This window comes from Kitasatospora sp. NPDC059973 (assembly GCF_042737525.1).
Taxonomy (GTDB): domain Bacteria; phylum Actinomycetota; class Actinomycetes; order Streptomycetales; family Streptomycetaceae; genus Kitasatospora.
The window spans coordinates 40286-60042 of sequence record NZ_JBHWUI010000003.1 but is presented as its reverse complement, the minus strand read 5'-3'; the positions used below and the strand labels follow the sequence as shown (position 1 = coordinate 60042).

The following is a 19757-nucleotide window of genomic DNA, read 5'->3' as shown; positions in this document are numbered from 1 at the left end:
AGCCCGGGTTCGAACGGAGCCCGTCAGGGCCTGGCAGGCGTCACTCCAGTTCGTCGACGAGAGCGAACAGCTCGTCGTCGGTCGCTTCCCGGAGTTCCGCTTCGCGCCGTTCCTTGCTCTTGTCGGCGGCCTGGTCACCGATGGCGTCCAGCAGCCGGCGCAGCCGGTCGGTGGCCTCCTCCCGCACCTGGTCCGCCATCGACCCGGTGCGGAGGGCGGCTTCGAGCCGGTCGAGCTCCGCGAGGACCGGCACCGACACCGCTTCGTCCGAGACAACCTCGGTTCGCAGCCACGCGGCAAGGGCGTTCGGGGTGGGGTAGTCGAACACCAGCGTGGCGGGCAGCCGGAGCCCCGTCACACCGTTCAGCCGGTTGCGCAGTTCGACCGAGGTCAGCGAGTCGAAGCCGAGGTCCTTGAACGCGCGCCGGTCCTCGACCGCGTCGGCCGAGGCGTGCCCCAGCACGACGGCCACCTCGGCCCGCACCACCTCGGTGAGCACCCGCTCCTGCTCGGCCCGGCCGAGCCCGGCCAGCTGCCGGGCCAGTCCGCCCTCCTCGCGGACCGCGCCGCCGGTCGCACCCGCCGCGGCCAGCCGGCGGATCTCGGGCAGGTCCCGCACCAGCGGCAACTCCCGCGGGTCCACCGGGCCCGGCGAGGCCACCAGCTCGGCCCAGTTGACGTCCATCACCGTGACCACGGCGTCCGGGCCGTCCAGCGACTCGCCCAGCGCGCGCACCGCGAGCTGCGGGTCCATCGCCGGCATCGGGGCCCGCTCGACCCTCGCCCGGACCACCTTGCTGGACCCGGCCATTCCGCCACCGGCCCAGGCACCCCAGGCGACGGTGAGCGCGGCCAGGCCGCGGCTGCGGCGGTTCTCCGCCAGGGCGTCCAGGAAGGCGTTCGCCGCCGCGTAGTTGCCCTGCCCGGCGGCGCCCAGCGTGGACGCGGCCGAGGAGAACAGCACGAAGGCGTCCAGGTCGAGATCGGCCGTGAGCTCGTCCAGGTGGACCGCGCTCGCCGCCTTGGCGGCCAGCACCGTCTCCAGCCGCTCCACCGACAGCCGGTCCACGACACCGTCGTCCAGCACCGCCGCGGTGTGCAGCACCGAGGACAGCGCCGGACCGGTCTTCCCCGTCCACTCCACCAGCCCGGCCAGCGCCGAGCGGTCGGTCACGTCGCAGGACACCACGTCGACGTCCATGCCCCGGGCGGCGAGGTCGGCGACCGTCGCCGCGACCCCGGCGGCCGCCGGACCGGAACGACCGGTCAGCACCAGCCGCTCCGCCTCGCGGCCGGCCAGCCACCGCGACACGTGCCCGGCGATGGCGCCGGTGCCGCCGGTGATCAGCACGCTGCCGCGCGGTGTCCACCGGGCGGTGCCGCGGGGCTGGGCGGCCCGGGTGAGCCGGCGGCCGAGGATCCCGGCCGTCCGGATCGCGACCTGGTTCTCGCCGCAGCCGGCGAGCACCGCGACCAGTCGCGCACCCGCCCGCTCGTCGACGGTCTCCGGCAGGTCGACCAACCCGCCCCAGCGGTCCGGCTGTTCCAGGCCGACGACCCGGCCCAGGCCCCAGGCCTGCGCCTGGAGCGGGTGGGCCAGGGCTTCGCCCGGACCGGCCGCCACGGCGCCGCGCGTCGCCAGCCAGAGCGGCGCGCCGATCCGGGCGTCGCCCAGGGCCTGGACCAGCGCCAGGGTGGCGGCCAGACCGCCGGTCACCGCGGGGTGGCCCGGCACCGGCGTCTCGTCGAGCGCCAGCAGCGACAGCACACCCGCCACCGCCGACGGCTCGACCGCCGCGCCCAGCAGCCCGGCCACCTCGGCCCGGTCCACGGCACCCGCCGGGACCTCGACCGTGACGACCTCGGCACCACGGTCGGCGAGCGCGGCAGCGCACGCCTGCTCGGCCGCTCCGGCCGGCACGACCACCAGCCAGGTGCCGGACAGCACCCGGGCGTCGGGCTCGGCGATCGCCGCCCAGCCGCCCCGGTAGCGCCAGTTCGCGGTCATCGACCGGTCCTGCTCCCGGCGCCGCCAGGACGCCAGCGCCGGCAGCACCTCGCCGAGCCGGTGCTGGTCCTCGATGGCCAGCGTGTCGGCGATGCCCGCCAGGTCGCCGTCCTCGACGGCCGCCCAGAACCGGGCCTCCGCCTCGGTGCTCGTACCGTCCCCGCCGACCGCCGGCGCGGCCGTCGGCAGCGAGAGGATGCCCTCCGGCCAGAACCGCTGGTGCCGGAACGCGTAGGTGGGCAGCTCGACCGGCGTACCGGTCGGCAGCACCGAACTCCAGTCCACGGCAGCGCCGTTGACGTAGGCCCGGGCGAGACCGCCCAGCAGGCCGGTCACCCCCTGCTCGTCGCGCCGCTGGAGCGGGACGAACACGGGCTCGTCACCGTCGACGCCTGCCACCGCGTCCGGGCCCAGCGAGGAGAGCGACCCGTCCGGGCCGACCTCGACGAACACCGAGACACCCTGGCGGGCCAGCGTCGCCACCGCGTCCGCGAAACGCACCGCCTGGCGGGTCTGCGCCGGCCAGTAGCCCGCCTCGGGCTCGGTGACCAGCTCACCCGAAAGCGCGCCCGCCCACATCAGGTTCGGCCGGTGGTACTCCAACCCGGCCGTCGCAGCGGCGAGTTCGTCCAGCACCGGATCCATCGCCGGGGAGTGGAAGGCGTGCGAGACCCGCAGCCGCCGCACCCGGCGACCCCGCTCCCGCCACAGCTCCACCACGTGGTCCACCGCGTCGGCCTCACCCGAAACCACCACGGACTCCGGGCCGTTCACCGAAGCGATCACCACCCCGGGCACCAGCTCGGCCAGCACCTCGGCCTCCGAGACGTTGACCGCCGCCATCGCCCCGCCCGCCGGCAGCGCCTGCATCAAGCGAGCCCGCGCCGCCACCAGCCGTACCGCGTCCTCCAGCGAGAGGACCCCGGCCACATAGGCGGCCGCGACCTCGCCCACCGAATGACCCACCACCGCGTCCGGCGTCAGACCGGCGGCCTCCAGGACCGCCGCGACGGCGACCTCGAAGGCGAACAGCCCCGTCTGGGCGTACAGGGTCTGGTTCGCCAGCGCCTCGTCGACGCCCTCGGCGCCCAGGACCACGTCCCGGACCGAGACGCCCAACTCCAGCTCCAGCAGGCCGGACACCCGGTCGAAGACCTCGGCGAACACGGCGCTGCCCTCGTAGAGCCCCCGGCCCATGCCGACCCACTGCGAGCCCTGACCGGCGAAGACCAGACCCACCCGGGCACCCGGCCGTGCCACACCCGACACCACCGAGGCCGACGAGGCTCCGGCGGCCAGGCTCCCCAGCCCCGCCATCAGCTCGCCGCGCTCGGCCCCGAGCACCACGGCCCGGTGCTCGAACGCCGACCGGGTCGCCGCCAGCGACCACGCGACATCCGCCGGATCCACCGACGGCCGGGCCACCATCCACTCGCGCAGCCGGCCCGCCTGGGCCGTCAGCCCCTCGGCCGTCCGGCCCGACACCAGCCACGCACCGGCGTCCGAGAGGACCGGCGCCGACACCGTCCCGGTAGCCTCGACGGCCGCCGGCGCCTCCTCGACGATGACGTGCGCGTTGGTCCCGCTCATCCCGAAGGCCGACACACCCGCACGACGCGGGCGCCCGTCCGACGGCCACGGCACCGGCTCCGTCAGCAGGCTGACCTCACCCGCCGACCAGTCCACGTGCGAGGACGGCACCTCGGCGTGCAGCGTCCGCGGCAGCTCCTCGTGCTGGAGGGCGAGGATCATCTTGATCACGCCCGCCACACCGGCGGCCGCCTGGGTGTGCCCGATGTTGGACTTCACCGAGCCGAGCAGCAACGGCCGCCCCTCCGGCCGCTCCTGGCCGTAGGTGGCCAGCAGCGCCTGCGCCTCGATCGGGTCACCCAGCGTGGTCCCCGTCCCGTGCGCCTCGACCACGTCCACGTCCGCGGCGGTCAGCCGGCCACTGGCCAGCGCCGCCCGGATCACCCGCTGCTGCGACGGCCCGTTCGGCGCCGTCAGACCGTTGGACGCACCGTCCTGGTTCACGGCGGAGCCGCGCAGCACCGCGAGCACCTTGTGCCCGTTGCGCCGCGCGTCCGACAGCCGCTCGACCACGAGCATGCCCGCGCCCTCGGCCCAGCCGGTCCCGTCGGCGTCCTCGGAGAACGCCCGGCAGCGGCCGTCCGCCGCCAGACCCTGCTGCCGCGAGAAGTCGATGAACGTCCCCGGCGTCGCCATCACGGTGACACCGCCGGCCAGCGCGAGCGAGCACTCGCCCGAGCGCACCGCCTGGGCGGCCAGGTGCAGCGCCACCAGCGACGAGGAGCACGCCGTGTCCACCGTCACCGCCGGGCCCTCCAGGCCCAGCACGTAGGAGACCCGGCCGGACAGCACGCTCGTCGCGTTCCCGGTCATCACGTGGCCCTCGGAGCCGGAGTCGCCCTGGCTCGCCAGCGTCACCCCGAAGCCGTAGCCCGAGGCGAAGCCGCCGGCGAACACACCGGTCGACGATCCCCGCAGCGAGGCCGGGTCGATGCCCGCCCGCTCCAGCGCCTCCCACGAGGTCTCCAGGAGCTGGCGCTGCTGCGGGTCCATCGCCAGCGCCTCGCGCGGCGAGATCCCGAAGAAGCCCGCGTCGAACTCGGCCGCGTCCCGCAGGAAGGCACCCGACCGGGTGTAGGACGTCCCCGCGTTGCCGCGCTCCGGGTCGTAGAAGCCCTCCAGGTCCCAGCCACGGTCGGTCGGGAAGGCACCCACCGCGTCGCCGCCCGAGGCCAGCAGCCGCCAGAACTCCTCCGGGCTGCCCGCACCCCCCGGGAAGCGGCAGGCCATCCCGACGATCGCCAGCGGCTCGTCCGCCGCCGCGACCGCCGCGGCGGTGGACACCGGAGCGGCGGCGTCCGCCACCCTCCCGGTCAGCTCGCCGCGCAGGAACTCGGCGAGGACCACCGGGGTCGGGTAGTCGAACACCAGCGTGGCGGGCAGCCGGATGCCGGTCGCCACGCCCAGGCGGTTGCGCAGCTCGACCGCGGTCAGCGAGTCGAAGCCCAGGTCCTTGAAGGCGCGCCGGTCCTCGACCGCGTCGGCCGAGGCGTGCCCCAGCACGACCGCGACCTCGGCCCGCACCACCTCGGTGAGCACCCGCTCCTGCTCGGCCGGGGCGAGCCCGGCCAGCCGGTGGGCCAGCTCTCCCTCGGCGTGGACCACGGCCGCCGCGCTCCCGCCGGCCGAGGCCAGCTGCCGGATCTCCGGCAGGTCCCGGACGAGCGGGCGCTTCGGCAGGTCCGCCGCGCCCGGTCCGGACGCCAGCAGCGCCCAGTCCACGTCCATCACCGTCACCAGGGCGTCCGGGCCCTCCAGGGCCTCGCCCAGGGCGCGGGCGGCGAGCTGCGGGTCCATCGCCGGCATCGGGCCGCGCTTGACCCGGGCCTGCACCACGCTGCTGGACTCCGCCATGCCACCGCCGGCCCAGGCACCCCAGGCCACGGTGAGCGCGGCCAGCCCCCGGCCCCGGCGGTTCTCCGCCAGGGCGTCCAGGTAGGCGTTCGCCGCCGCGTAGTTGCCCTGACCGGCGGCGCCGATCGTCGAGGACACCGAGGAGAAGAGTACGAAGGCGTCCAGGTCCAGGCCGGCGGTGAGCTCGTCCAGATGGGCCGCGCTCAACGCCTTCGCGGCCAGCACCGTCTCCAGTCGCTCGACCGAGAGCCGGTCCACGACACCGTCGTCCAGCACCGCCGCGGTGTGCAGCACCGAGGACAGCGCCGGACCGGTCCCGCCGATCCAGCTCACCAGCCCGGCCAGCGCCGAGCGGTCGGTCACGTCGCAGGCGACGACGTCCACCGCGGAGCCGGCCGTCGCGAGTTCGGCGGCGAGCGCCGCCGCCCCCCTCGCGGCGGGGCCGGAACGGCTGGTCAGCACCTGGCGGGGCGCGTCGCGACCGGCCAGCCACCGGGCGACGTGCCCGGCGATGGCGCCGGTGCCGCCGGTGATCAGCACGCTGCCGCGCGGTGCCCAGCGGTCCTTGCCGCGGAGCTGGGCGGCCCGGGTGAGCCGGCGGCCGAGGATCCCGGCCGCCCGGATCGCGATCTCGTTCTCGCCGCAGCCGGCGAGCACGGCGACCAGTCGGGCACCGGCCCGGTCGTCCAGCACCTCGGGCAGGTCGACCAACCCGCCCCAGCGGTCCGGCTGTTCCAGGCCGACGACCCGGCCCAGACCCCAGACGAGCGCCTGGAGCGGGTGGGCCAGGGCCTCACCCGGACCGGCCGCCACCGCGCCGCGCGTCGCCAGCCAGAGCGGGGCGGCGATCCCGGCGTCGCCCAGCGCCTGGACGAGTGCCAGGGTGGCGGCCATGCCGCCGGTCACCGCGGGGTGGCCGGGCACCGGTGTCTCGTCGAGCGCCAGCAGCGACAGCACACCCGCCACCGCCGACGGCTCGACCGCACCGGCCAGCAGCGCGGCCACCTCGGCCCGGTCCACGGCACTCGCCGGGACCTCGACCGTGACGACCTCGGCACCACGGTCGGCGAGCGCGGCCGCGCACGCCTGCTCGGCCGCTCCGGCCGGCACCACCGCCAGCCACGTCCCCGACAGCACGCCGGAGTCGGGCTCGGCGACGGCCGACCAGGCGGTCCGGTAGCGCCAGTTGGCGGTCAGCGAGCGGTCCTGCTCCCGGCGCCGCCAGGACGCCAGCGCCGGCAGCACCTCGTTGAACGGACGACCGCCGTCGAAGGCCAGCGTGTCGGCCAGCTGCGTGAGGTCCCCGCCCTCGACGGCCGCCCAGAACCGGGCCTCCGCCTCGGTGCTGGTGCCGTCCCCACCGGCGACCGGCAGGGCCAGGATGCCCTCCGGCCAGAACCGCTGGTGCCGGAACGCGTAGGTGGGCAGCTCGACCGGCGTACCGGTCGGCAGCACCGAACTCCACTCCACCCCGGCGCCGTTGACGAAGGCCCGGGCGAGACCGCCCAGCAGGCCGGTCACCCCCTGCTCGTCGCGCCGCTGGAGCGGGACGAAGACGGGCTCCTCGCTCCCGATGCCGGCCACGGCGTCGGGGCCCAGCGAGGAGAGCGATCCGTCGGGGCCGACCTCGATGAACACCGAGACGCCCTCGCGGGCCAGCGTCGCCACCGCGTCGGCGAAGCGCACCGCTCCCCGCGTCTGGGCCGGCCAGTAGCCCGCCTCGGGCTCGGTGACCAGTTCACCGGTGAGCGCGCCCGCCCACATCATGTTCGGGCGGTGGTACTCCAACCCGGCGGCGACGGCGGTGAGTTCGTCGATCACCGGGTCCATCGCCGGGGAGTGGAAGGCGTGCGAGACCCGCAGTCGCCGCACCCGGCGGCCCCGCTCCCGCCACAGCTCCACCACCTGATCGACGGCCTCGACCTCACCCGAAACCACCACGGACTCCGGGCCGTTGACCGCCGCGATCACCACACCGGGCACCAGCTCCGCCAGCACCTCGGCCTCCGGGACGTTGACCGCAGCCATCGCCCCGCCCGCCGGCAGCGCCTGCATCAACCGCGCCCGCGCCGCCACCAGCCGCGAGGCCTCGGACAGCGACAGCACCCCGGCCACATACGCGGCCGCGACCTCGCCCACCGAGTGACCGACCACCGCGTCCGGCGTCACGCCCGCGGCCTCCAGCACCGCCGCGACAGCGACCTCGAAGGCGAACAGCCCGGCCTGCGCGTACAGGGTCTGGTTCGCCAGCGCCTCGTCCACGCCCTCGGCGCCGAGCACGACGTCCCGGACCGAGACGCCCAACTCCAGCTCCAGCAGCCCGGACACCCGGTCGAAGACCTCGGCGAAGACCGCACTGCCCTCGTAGAGGCCCCGGCCCATCCCGACCCACTGCGAACCCTGACCGGCGAAGACCAGACCCACCCGGGCATCCGCCCGCGCCACACCCGACACCACCGAACCCGACGAGGCACCGGTGGCCAGGCTCCCCAGCCCCGCCATCAGCTCGTCACGCCCGGCCCCGAGCACCACGGCCCGGTGCTCGAACGCCGACCGGGTCGCCGCCAGCGACCACGCGACATCCACCGGCGCCAGGTCGGAGCGCACCGACATCCATTCGCGCAGGCGGCCCGCCTGGGCCGTCAGCCCCTCGGCCGACCGGCCCGAGACGATCCACGCACCGGCACCCGACACCACCGGAGCCGACACCGTCGCGGAAGCCTCGACGGCGGCCGGCGCCTCCTCGACGATGACGTGCGCGTTGGTCCCGCTGATCCCGAAGGCCGACACACCCGCTCGGCGCGGACGCCCGTCGGACGGCCACGGCACCGACTCGGTCAGCAGCCTGACGTCACCGGCCGTCCAGTCCACGTGCGAGGACGGCACCTCGGCGTGCAGCGTCCGCGGCAGCCGCTCGTTCTGCAGCGCCAGCACCATCTTGATCACGCCCGCCACCCCGGCGGCCGCCTGGGTGTGCCCGATGTTGGACTTCACCGACCCCAGCCACAGCGGCTGCCCGCCGGCCCGCTCCTGGCCGTAGGTGGCCAGCAGCGCCTGCGCCTCGATCGGGTCGCCCAGCGTCGTACCGGTGCCGTGCGCCTCGACCACGTCGACATCGGCGGCGGTCAGCCGGCCACTGGCCAGCGCCGCCCGGATCACCCGCTGCTGCGACGGACCGTTCGGCGCGGACAGGCCGTTGGAGGCGCCGTCCTGGTTGATCGCCGAACCGCGGATCACCGCGAGCACCTTGTGGCCCTTGCGCTGCGCGTCCGACAGCCGCTCCACCACCAGCACGCCGGCGCCCTCGGCCCAGCCCGTCCCGTTGGCGTCCTCGGAGAACGCCCGGCACCGGCCGTCCGTCGCCAGACCCTGCTGGCGCGAGAACTCGACGAAGGAGAACGGCGTCGCCATCACGGTGACACCGCCGGCCAGCGCGAGCGAGCACTCGCCCGAGCGCACCGCCTGGGCCGCCAGGTGCAGCGCCACCAGCGAGGACGAGCACGCGGTGTCCACGGTCACCGCCGGGCCCTCCAGGCCCAGCACGTAGGAGACCCGGCCGGACAGCACGCTCGTCGAGTTGCCGGTCATCAGGTGGCCCTCGACGCCCGAGGAGTCCTGGCCCGTCAACGCCATGCCGATGGCGTAGCCGGACCCGAAGCCGCCGGCGAACACACCGGTCGACGATCCCCGCAGCGAGGCCGGGTCGATGCCCGCCCGCTCCAGCGCCTCCCACGAGGTCTCCAGCATCAGTCGCTGCTGCGGGTCCATCGCCAGCGCCTCGCGCGGCGAGATCCCGAAGAAGCCCGCGTCGAACTCCGCGGCGCCGCGCAGGAACGCGCCCGACTGGGTGGACGACGTCCCCGCCGTCCCCCCGTCCGGGTCGAAGAAGCCGTCGAGGTCCCAGCCGCGGTCGGTCGGGAACCCGCCCACCGCGTCGCCGCCCGAGGCGAGCAGCTGCCAGAACTCCTCCGGAGTGCCCGCACCGCCGGGGAAGCGGCAGGCCATCCCGACGATCGCCAGCGGTTCGTCCACCACCGGGGCCACCACGGCGGCCACCGGGGCGGGAGCCCCGCCCGTCTGCTCCCCGACCAGCTCGCCGCGCAGGAACTCCGCCATGGCGACCGGGGTGGGGTAGTCGAACACCAGCGTGGCGGGCAGCCGCAGCCTGGTCGCCGCGTTCAGCTGGTTGCGCAGCTCGACCGCGGTCAGCGAGTCGAAGCCCAGGTCCTTGAACGCCTGCCTGGCCTGCACCATCTCCGCCGAGGAGTGGCCCAGGACGGCGGCGGCCTGCGCCCGGACCAGGTCGGTGAGCACCCGGTCCTGCTCGGCCCGGCCCAACCCGGCGAGCCGGTGGGCCAGTTCGCCGTCGTTGCGGGTGGTGTCCGCGGCGCCCGCCCGGTCGGCGGCCAGCCGGCGGATCTCGGGCATGTCACGCACCAGCGGCATGTCCAGCACGTCGGCCGTGCCCGGCGCGGTGCCGAGCTGCCGCCAGTCGACGTCCATCACCGTGACGACGGGCTCCGGGCCGTCCAGCGACTCGGCCAGCGCCCGGACGGCCAGCTGCGGGTCCATCGGCGGCATCGGGATCCGGCGCATCCGCGACCGGATCGCCTCGTTGGACTCCGCGAGTCCGCCGCCGCCCCACAGGCCCCAGGCCACCGCGAGACCGGCCAGGCCGCGGCTGCGGCGGTTCTCCGCCAGGGCGTCCAGGAAGGCGTTCGCCGCCGCGTAGTTGCCCTGACCGGGGCCGCCCAGCGTGGACGCGGCCGAGGAGAACAGCACGAAGGCGTCCAGGTCCAGACCGGCGGTGAGCTCGTCCAGGTGGACCGCGCTCGCCGCCTTGGCGGCCAGCACCGTCTCCAGCCGCTCCACCGACAGCCGGTCGACCACGCCGTCGTCCAGGACGGCGGCCGTGTGGAACACCGAGGACAGCGCCGGACCGGTCGCGCCGATCCAGTCGACCAGCCCGGCCAGCGCCGAGCGGTCGGTCACGTCGCAGGACACCACGTCGACGTCCATGCCCCGGGCGGCGAGGTCCGCGACCGTCGCCGCGACCCCGGCGGCCGCCGGACCGGAGCGACCGGTCAGCACCAGCCGCCCGGCACCGAGGCCGGCCAGCCACCGCGACACGTGCCCGGCGATGGCGCCGGTGCCGCCGGTGATCAGTACGCTGCCGCGCGGCGCCCAGCTCCGCTCGGAGCCGCGCTGCGGGACCCGCGACAGCCGGCGGCCGAGGATCCCGGCCGTCCGGATCGCGATCTGCTCCTCGCCGCAGCCGGCCAGCACCGCGACCAGCCGCACACCCGCACGCTCGTCCAGCACCTCGGGCAGGTCGACCAACCCGCCCCAGCGCTCCGGGTGCTCCAGGCCGATGACCCGGCCCAGCCCCCAGACCTGCGCCTGCACCGGACTGGCCAGCGCCTCACCCGGACCGGCCGCCACGGCGCCGCGCGTCGCCAGCCAGAGCGGCGCGCCGATCCCGGCGTCGCCCAGCGCCTGGACGAGCGCCAGCGTCCCGGCCAGACCACCGGCCACCACCGGGAACTCCGCGACCGGCGCCTCGTCCAGCGCCAGCAGCGACAGCACACCCGCCACCGCCGACGGCTCGACCGCGCCGGCCAGCAGCGCGGCCACCTCGGCCCGGTCCACGGCACCCGCCGGGACCTCGATTACGACCACCTCCGCGCCACGCGCCGCCAGCGCGGCCGCGCACGCCTGCTCGCCCGCACCGGCCGGCACCGCCAGCACCCACGTGCCGGACAGCACCCGGGCGTCGGGCTCGGCGATCGCCGCCCAGTTCACCCGGTAGCGCCAGCCGGCCGTCACCGACCGGTCCTGCTCCCGGCGCCGCCAGGACGCCAGCGCCGGCAGCACCTCGTTGAACGGACGACCGCCGTCGAAGGCCAGCGTGTCGGCCAGCTGCGTGAGGTCCCCGCCCTCGACGGCCGCCCAGAACTGGGCCTCCGCCGCCGTGCTCGCCCCGTCCCCACCGAGGACCGGTCCGGCCGCCGGCAGCGCCAGGGCGCCCTGCGGCCAGTACCGCTGGTGGCGGAAGGCATAGGTGGGCAGCTCGACGGGTTCGGCGGCGGTCAGCACCGCGCGCCAGTCGACGGTCGCGCCCTGGACGAAGGCCTCGGCGAGCGAAACCAGCAGGCGCTGGGCGCCGCCGTCGTCGCGGCGCAGCGTGCCGCAGACGGCGGCCGTCATGGCGCCCGGCCCGGCCGCCTGGGCGACCTCCTCCAGGGTGTCGTTCATCGCACCGAGCAGCACCGGGTGCGGCGTGGACTCGACGAAGACCTGGTATCCCTGACCGGCGAGGGTGCGCACCGCGCGGTCGAAGTGGACCGTGGCGCGCAGGCTGCCGTACCAGTAGGCGGGGTCCAGCTCCTCGCCGGTCAGCGTCTCGCCGGTCATCGCCGACACCATCGGGATCCGGCCCCGGCGCGGCGCGATACCGGCCAGGACCTCGGTGATCTCCGCTTCGAGGCGGTCGACCTGCGCACTGTGCGAGGCGTAGTCCACCGCGACAAGGCGGGCCCGGACTCCCTCGGCCTCGAACTCGGCCCTCAGCTCCTCCAGCGCCTCGGGCTCACCCGAAACCACCACCGCCGAAGGCCCGTTGACGGCCGCGAGCGACAGCCGCTCACCGAAGCGCGCGATCCGCTCCTCGACCACCGCGGCGCTCCGGCTCACCGACAACATGCCGCCCAGGCCCGCCAGGACCTTCAGCGACCGCGAACGCAGCGCCACGACGCGCGCGCCGTCCTCCAGCGACAGCATCCCGGCGACGGTCGCGGCCGCGATCTCGCCCTGCGAGTGACCGACCACGGCGTCCGGGGTGACGCCCGCGGTCTCCCAGAGCGCCGCCAGCGACACCATCACCGCCCACAGCGCGGGCTGGACGACATCCGCCGCCGTCAACTCCGGGGCACCCTCGGCACCCGCCAGGACGTCGCTCAGCGACCACTCCACGTACGGCGCCAGCGCCGCCTCGCACTCCGCGAGGCGCGCCGCGAACACCGGGCTGCACGAAGCCAGTTCACGGCCCATGCCGACCCACTGCGAACCCTGACCGGCGAACGCGAACACCACCCGCGCACCCGGGCGGGCCACGCCCGACACCACCGCACCCGACGGCGCACCGGCGGCCAGGCTCTGCAGGCCCGCGACCAGCTCGGCGCGCTCGGTGCCGACCACCACCGACCGGTGCTCGAAGACCGACCGCGTCGTCGCCAGCGACCAGGCCACCTCGGCCGGCGCCTGGTCCGGCCGCGCCGCGACCCACTCCCGCAGCCGGCCCGCCTGGGCGGTCAGCCCCTCGGCCGTCCGGCCCGAGACCAGCCACGCGGCCGGCCCGTCCAGCTCCACCACCGCGGCGGACCGGACGTCCTCGGCCGGCCCGTCCTCGGTCTCCACCGCTTCGGGCTCCTCGGCCGGGGCCTCCTCCACGATGACGTGCACATTGGTGCCGCTGATGCCGAAGGCCGACACACCGGCCCGGCGCACCCGCTCCCCGGTCGGCCACGGCACCGGCTCGTTCAGCAGCCTGATGTCACCGGCCTCCCAGTCCACGTGCGAGGAGGGCACGTCCGCGTAGAGCGTCCGCGGCAGCTCCTCGTGCTGGAGCGCCAGCACCATCTTCATCACCCCGGCGACACCGGCGGCCGCCTGGGTGTGTCCGAGGTTCGACTTCACCGAGCCCAGCCAGAGCGACCCGCGGTCGCCGCGCTCCTGGCCGTAGGTGGCCAGCAGTGCCTGCGCCTCGATCGGGTCGCCCAGCGTGGTGCCCGTCCCGTGCGCCTCCACCACGTCCACATCGGCCGTGGAGAGCCGGGAGTTGGCCAGCGCGGCGCGGATCACCCGCTGCTGCGAGGGGCCGTTCGGCGCGGTCAGACCGTTGGACGCGCCGTCCTGGTTGATCGCCGAACCGCGCAGCACCGCGAGCACCGGATGCCCGTTGCGCCGGGCGTCGGAGAGCCGCTCGACCACGAGCATGCCCGCGCCCTCGGCCATGCCCATGCCGTCGGCCGCGTCGGAGAACGCCTTGGAGCGCCCGTCCTCCGCGAGACCGCGGGCGTGCGAGAACGCGCGGAAGCCGTCCGGGCTCGCCATGATCGTGACGCCGCCGGCCAGCGCCAGCGTGCACTCGCCCGAGCGCAGCGCCTGGGCCGCCAGGTGCAGGGCCACCAGCGAGGACGAGCACGCGGTGTCGATGGTCACCGCCGGGCCCTCCAGGCCCAGCACGTAGGAGACCCGGCCGGACAGCACGCTGGCCGCGTTCCCGGTCATCAGGTGCGCCCCGAGGCTCTCCACCTCCTCCTCGTCGGCCATCGTGACGGCCAGGTACGAGGAGCCGTAGCCGCCGACGAACGCGCCGGTCTGGCTGCCGCGCAGCGTCGCGGGGTCGATGCCGGACCGCTCCAGCGCCTCCCACGAGGTCTCCAGCAGCAGCCGCTGCTGCGGGTCCATCGCCAGCGCCTCGCGGGGGCTGATCCCGAAGAAGCCGGCGTCGAAGCCGCTGGCCTCCTGGACGAACCCGCCGACCTGCGTGTACGAGGTCCCGACGTTGTCCACGTCCGGGTTGTAGAGGGAGTCGAGGTCCCAGCCGCGGTCGGTCGGGAAGGTCGACAGCCCGTCCGTGCCGGTGGCCAGCATCTGCCACAGCTCCTCCGGACTGGTCGCGCCGCCCGGGAAGCGGCAGGCCATGCCGACGATCGCGACCGGCTCGTCCATGGCGAGCGCCGCCGTCGCCGTGGGACCGCCGAGGTCCGCGACGTCGGACAGGTCGCCGGCGAGCTGTTCGCGCAGCAGCGCGGCGAGCGCGACCGGGTTGGGGTAGTCGAAGACCAGGGTGGCGGGCAGCCGCAGCCCGGTCGCCGGGTTCATCCGGTTGCGGAACTCGACCGCGATCAGCGAGTCGAAGCCCAGGTCGGTGAACGGACGGCCGGCCTCGATCGCGTCGCCCGAGGCGTGTCCGAGCACCGCCGCGGCGTGGGTGCGGACCAGGTCCAGCAGCACCCGGTCGCGTTCGGTGCCCGGCAGCCCGGCCAGCTGCTGGCGCAGCACGTCCGCGGCGCCGGCGCCGGTCGCCCCGGCGGCCGAGGTGACGGCCGCCCGGCGCGGGATGAAGTCGTCCGCGAGCACCTGCCAGAGCGGCGGGATGCCGGTGGCGGCCGCCTGCGCCCGCAGGCCGGCCTTGTCCAGCCGGGCCGGGACCAGGACGGACTCGGCCCGCTCCAGGGCGAGGTCCAGCAGGACCAGGCCCTCCTGCTCGTTCAGCGCGGCGAGGCCCGAACCGGTCATCCGGCGGAGCATCACCTCGTCCAGGCCGCGGCCGATACCGGCCTCGGGCATCCACGGGCCCCAGGCGAGCGCGGTGCCCGCCAGTCCGGCGGCCCGCCGGGCGCCCGCCAGCGCGTCCAGGAAGGCGTTGGCCGCCGCGTAGTTGGCCTGGCCCGCACCACCGAACGCGGCGGCGACCGAGGAGAACAGCACGAAGTGGTCGAGGTCCAGGCCCTGGGTCAGCTCGTGCAGGTGCCACGCCGCGTCCACCTTGGGACGCATGACCGCCGACACGCGCTCGGCGCTCAGCGAGTCGACCATGCCGTCGTCGATGATGCCCGCGGCGTGGAACACGGAGCCCAGCGGGCAGTCGGCCGGCAGCGAGTCCAGCACCCCGGCCAGCGCGTCCCGGTCGGCCACGTCGCACGCGACCACCCGGACCCAGCCGCCCAGCTCGGCCACCTCGGCGGCCAGCGCGGCCACCCCGGCGGCGCCCGGGCCGGAGCGGCTGAGCAGCACGGCACCGCCGGCCCGTCCGGTGGCCACCATGTGCTTGGCGACCACACCGCCGAGCGTTCCGGTGCCACCGGTGACGAGCACCGTCCGCGGGTCCTGGTCGGCCGGCCGCTCCGCCGCCGCCGTCCGGTCGGGGACCACCAGGTCGCCCGCCGGGCGGGTCAGGCGCCGGCCGTAGCCCTTCCGCTCGCGGACGGCCACCTCGGGCTCTCCGCTGCCCAGCACGGCCGGCAGCGCGGCCACCTCGCCGTCACCGCCGTCCGCGGGGAGGTCGGCCAGGACGAAGCGGCCGGGGTTCTCCAGCTGGGCCGAGCGCAGCAGGCCCCAGACCGCGCCCACGGCCGGGTCCGCCACCGCGTCGCCGGCCTGCACGGCCACGCCGCCACGGGTGACGACCACCAGCTGCGCGGGCTCCAGCTCGGCCGCGGCCAGCCAGTCCTGCGCCAGCTCCAGGGCCTCGCCGGCGACCTGACGGGCGGCCACGGCCGTCCCGTCGACGCCCTCGCCGCTCACGCAGGCGATCACCACGCGGGGCGCGACCTCCCCCTCGGCGGTGGCGGCGGCCAGTTCGGCGATGCCGGGGTAGCCGTGCACCGGGATCCCGGCGGCGGCCAGCTGCTCGGCCACGGCGAAGCGGTCGGCGCCGACCAGCGCCCACGGCCCCTCCTGCACCGCGCCCTGCGGCAGCGGCGCCCACTCCACGGTGAACAGCGCGTCGCGGATCCAGTCGTCGGCGCTCTGCAGCTGCTCCGGCGAGACCGGGCGGGTGATCAGCGAGTCCACCGTCACCACCGGCCGGCCCGTGGCGTCGGCCGCGGTCAGCGTCAGGCTGCCCTGGGCGTCCCGGCGCAGCCGGGCCCGCAGGACCGGCGCCCCGGCGGCGTGCAGCGCGACGCCCGTCCAGGCGAACGGCATCCGGATCTGGCCCTGCTGGGCGTCGCCGGACTCCTGTGCCTCGGCCGCCTCGGCCACCACGCCCGCGAGCAGCGCCGCGTCCAGCAGGACCGGGTGCAGCCCGTACGAGGCCGGGTCCCCGGCCTCCTCCGGCAGGGCCACCTCGGCGAAGATGTCCTCGCCGCGGCGCCAGACGGCCTGCAGGCCCTGGAACGCCGGTCCGTAGATGTCGGCCAGGTGCACGGTGTACAGGTCGCTGATGTCGAGCGCCTCGGCCCCGCGCGGCGGCCAGACCGTGAGGTCCTCCTCCGGTTCGGCGGCGGCCTGGGCGGGGGCGATCACCGCGGCGGCGTGCTTCACCCAGACCTGCTCCTCCTCGGGGCGGTCGGGGCGGGAGAACACGTCCACCTGGCGCCGGCCCTCGGCGTCGGCCGCGGTCACCACCACCTGGACCTGGACGCCGGCGCCGTCCGCGGGCAGCACCAGCGGCGACTGCAGGGTCAGCTCCTCCAGCAGCGAGCAGCCCACCTGGTGGCCGGCGCTCACCACCATCTCGACGAAGCCGGTGCCGGGCAGCAGCACCACGCCGCCGACCGCGTGGTCGGCGAGCCAGGCGTGCGTGCGCAGCGACAGCCGTCCGGTGCACACCAGTTCGGCGTCGCCGGCGAGTTCGACCACGGCGCGCAGCAGCGGGTGGGTGACGGTGCCCAGGCCCAGCGAGGCCGGGTCGCCGCTCCCGGCCCGGGCCGCGCCGGGCAGCGCGAGCATGCCCTTCGGCCAGTACCGCTCGTGGCGGAAGGCATAGGTGGGCAATTCCACCTGGTCGGCGGCGGGCAGCACCCGCGCCCAGTCGACGGGCACCCCGGCCACGAAGGCCTCGGCGAGCGAGGTGAGCAGGCGCAGCGCCCCGCCGTCGTCCCGGCGCAGGGTGCCGCAGACCCGCCCGGCCTGGACGGCCGGGCCGGCGTCGACGGCGGCCTCCTCCAGGGTGTCGGTGATCGGCGCGATCAGCACCGGGTGCGGGGAGACCTCGATGAACACCTGGTGGCCGAGGCCGGCCAGGGTCCGCACCGCCCGCTCGAAGCGGACGGTGGCCCGCAGGCTCGCGTACCAGTACCCGGCGCCCAGCTCCTCGCCGGTCAGCATCTCGCCGGTGACCGCCGAGATCATCGGGATCCGCCCGGCGCGCGGCGTCACCCCGGCCAGCAGGGAGGTGATCTCCTCCTCCAGCCGCTCCACCTGCGCGCAGTGCGAGGCGTAGTCGACGGCGACCATCCGCTCGCGCACGCCGTCGGCCTTCAGCTCCTCCTGGAGCTCCCGCAGGGCGGCCGCCTCGCCGGAGACCACCACCGCCGAGGGGCCGTTGACGCAGGCCAGCGAGAGCCGGCCCGCCCAGCGTCCGAGCCGCTCCTCCACCCGGGCGGCCGGCTCGGTCACCGACAGCATCCCGCCGATGCCGGTGATCGCCCGCAGGGCCCGGGACCGCAGCGCGACGACCTTGGCCGCGTCCTCCAGGCTCAGCATGCCCGCGACGGTGGCCGCGGCGATCTCGCCCTGCGAGTGGCCCACCACCGCTTCGGGGGTCACCCCGGCGGCCTCCCAGACCGCCGCCAGCGAGACCATGACCGCCCACAGCACGGGCTGCACGACGTCGGCCGCCTCCAGCGCGGGCGCGCCCTCGGCGCCGGCCAGCACGTCGGCGAGCGACCAGTCCACGTACGGCGCCAGCGCCGCCGCGCACTCGGCCAGCCGCGCGGCGAACACCGGGCTGCCGGCCGCCAGTTCGGTGGCCATGCCGAGCCACTGCGAGCCCTGGCCCGGGAAGACGAAGACCGCCCGCGCGCTCGCGTGCGCCACCCCCGCGACGACCGAGGCGGTCTGCTGACCGCCGGCCAACTGGCCCAGGCCGCCCATGAGTGCGGCCCGGTCGGTACCCAGCACCACGGCCCGGTGCTCGAAGGCCGCGCGCGTGGTCACCAGTGACCGTGCCACCGCGGCCGGCTCCAGGGCCGGCCGCGCGGCGATCCAGTCGCGCAGCCGGTCCGCCTGGGCGACCAGCCCGTCCGCCGAGCGGCCCGACACCAGCCACGCCTCGGCGCCCGACACCAGCGGTGCCACGACCTCCGCGACGACCGGCGCCCCGCCCTCCGGGGCGCCGGGTTCGGCCGGGGCGCCGGCGTCGACGGCCTCCGCCGGCTCGGCCTCCTCGGCCGGGGCCTCCTCGATGATGACGTGCGCGTTGGTGCCGCTGACGCCGAACGAGGAGACGCCACCGCGGCGCACCCGCTCACCGGCGGGCCAGGACTCGGCCTCGTTCAGCAGCCGGACGTCGCCCGCCGACCAGTCGATGTGCGGCGACGGCTCCTGCGCGTGCAGGGTCTGCGGCATGCGCTGGTTCTGCAGCGCCAGCACCATCTTGATGACGCCCGCGACGCCGGCCGCGGCCTGGGTGTGCCCGATGTTGGACTTCACCGAGCCGAGGAAGACCGGACGGTCCTCCGGGCGGCCCTGGCCGTAGGTGGCGATCACCGCCTGGGCCTCGATCGGGTCGCCCAGCGTGGTGCCCGTGCCGTGCGCCTCGACCACGTCCACGTCGGCGGCCGAGAGCCGGGAGTTGGCCAGCGCGGCGCGGATCACCCGCTGCTGCGAGGGGCCGTTCGGCGCGGCCAGGCCGTTGGACGCGCCGTCCTGGTTGATCGCCGAACCCCGGATCACCGCGAGCACCGGGTGCCCGTTGCGCCGGGCGTCGGACAGCTTCTCCAGGACGACCATGCCCGCGCCCTCGGCGATGCCCATGCCGTCGGCCTCCGCCGAGAACGCCTTGCAGCGTCCGTCGTGGGCCAGCCCGAGCTGCTTGGAGAACTGGGTGAACATGATCGGGATGGCGGTCACCGTGACGCCGCCGGCCAGGGCCAGCGTGCACTCGCCCGAGCGCACCGCCTGGGCGGCCAGGTGCAGCGCCACCAGGGACGACGAGCAGGCGGTGTCCACCGTCACCGCCGGGCCCTCCAGGCCCAGCGAGTACGACACCCGGCCGGAGATGACGCTGGTCGACGTCCCGGTCATCAGGTGGACGTCCAGGTCCTCGTCCGTGCCGAAGCCGTAGCCGGACAGCGCGGCGCCGGCGAACACACCGGTCAGCGAGCCGCGCAGCGAGGTCGGGTCGATGCCCGCCCGCTCCAGCGCCTCCCAGCAGACCTCCAGCAGCACGCGCTGCTGCGGGTCCATCGCCACCGCTTCCCGCGGGCTGACACCGAAGAACCCCGCGTCGAATCCGCTGGCGTCCGCGATGAACCCGGCCTCGCGCACCTGCGATATGCCGTCCGGGTCCTCCGCGTAGAGCTCCTCGATGTTCCAGCCGCGGTCGGTCGGAATTCCGGCGACCCCGTCCCGGCCGGTGGAGAGCAGATTCCAGAAGTCCTCCGGAGCCTGGATTCCACCGGGGTACCGGCAGCCGATTCCGACGATCGCTATCGGTTCGTGGCTGCGTTCCTCCACCTCACGCAGTCGCTGACGCGTGTTGTAGAGGTCGGTCGTCACCCATTTGAGGTAGTCGCGGAGAGTCTCTTCGTTCGCCATCGGATCTCACCATTCCAGTCTGTGAAACGCATGC

General features: G+C 75.8%; 1 protein-coding gene. It reads right to left on the bottom strand.

The genetic code is table 11. From position 1 onward, the window contains the following. Positions 1 to 40: 40 nt before the first annotated feature. Positions 41 to 19723: a type I polyketide synthase gene (locus ACFWA9_RS01595; RefSeq protein ID WP_380382310.1), complete on the bottom strand. Its 19683-nt coding sequence runs from the start codon at positions 19721 to 19723 to the stop codon at positions 41 to 43. Positions 19724 to 19757 lie beyond the last annotated feature (34 nt).